1 protein-coding gene is annotated in these 1,034 nt (G+C 34.3%); it reads left to right on the top strand.

Annotated features, from left to right (window positions below; translation table 11 throughout):
* Positions 1 to 1,034 (top strand): LPD23 domain-containing protein (locus H8R91_RS11920; protein ID WP_186936404.1); only part of this gene is annotated, 1,034 nt, incomplete at both ends.

Here is a 1,034-nt window from a genome sequence, read left to right as displayed (position 1 = left end):
AAACTTGCAAATGCAATAAAAAATCTTGCGAGCAAAATTAAAGAGTTTATCATTACTCATACAACAAACGAAGCAGCTCAAGCATTTGTAAATGATGTAAAGGCGCTTGACAAACTTGCGGAGATGTTCAGCAATGCAGCGGATAACATTAAGGCAAAAAGTGAAGAAGTAATTACAAATGAGCAAAAAAATAACACCGGTAAGGGTGTTGAGAGTGGAGATGTTAAGTATTCAATTAAAGAAAATGTAAAAAATAAGGTTTCAGGTGAAATATATGATAAGGTGGTTGTTCTTGATACAAACATATTTAAAGGGATTCCACCACGCAATTGGGGTAAAACTTTTAGAAATTTTATTTCAAAACATCTTATAGGAAAAAAGTTTTTAACATTTGACGAGAACGGTAAAGAAGAAATTATAGAATTTGCAAAGCCAAATGAACGAGTAACCAAAAATGGTGCTAACAACAGTCATAAAGTTATTGATAAATTATCAAGAAAGTCAGACAGAAACAGTAAGTTAGTAATCGTTCATTCTGATGAAGTAATAAATATTTCAGAAAAGGAAAATGAAAATGCAGAACATTCACATCAATGGTTAGATGAAAACGGATGGGAATTTAGAAATGCTTTTGTAATGGATAAGTATGGTAAAATATACTCGGTAACATTAAATATTGCAAAGTCTAAAGATGGGCGAAATATACTTTACGATATAAATAAAATAAACGAAGTTGGGTACGGCGACGTGCTCTCAAATGCCAAAGGCAAGAGGAGCTCGCACATAAACCCCAACTTCGTCACTAACAGTATATCTCAAAGTAAAAATAATGTCAATACGAAAAATGACGAAAGTAGCAATGATATCAAATACAGCATGGGAGGATTGAAAGCAGAAACTGCGGACAAGAGTGCGCTTGAGAAAGCTATGGAGCTTGAAAAGGACGGTACAGATTCCGAGAAAATCCGTAAGGAAACGGGTTGGTTTAAGGGATATGACGGCAAGTGGCGATTTGAGATAGATAACAGCGAATT

This window comes from Ruminococcus intestinalis, assembly GCF_014288065.1.
Taxonomy (GTDB): Bacteria; Bacillota; Clostridia; order Oscillospirales; family Acutalibacteraceae; genus Ruminococcoides; species Ruminococcoides intestinale_A.
The sequence above is the reverse complement of the archived record's forward strand: the minus strand, read 5'-3'. Positions and strand labels throughout refer to the sequence as shown.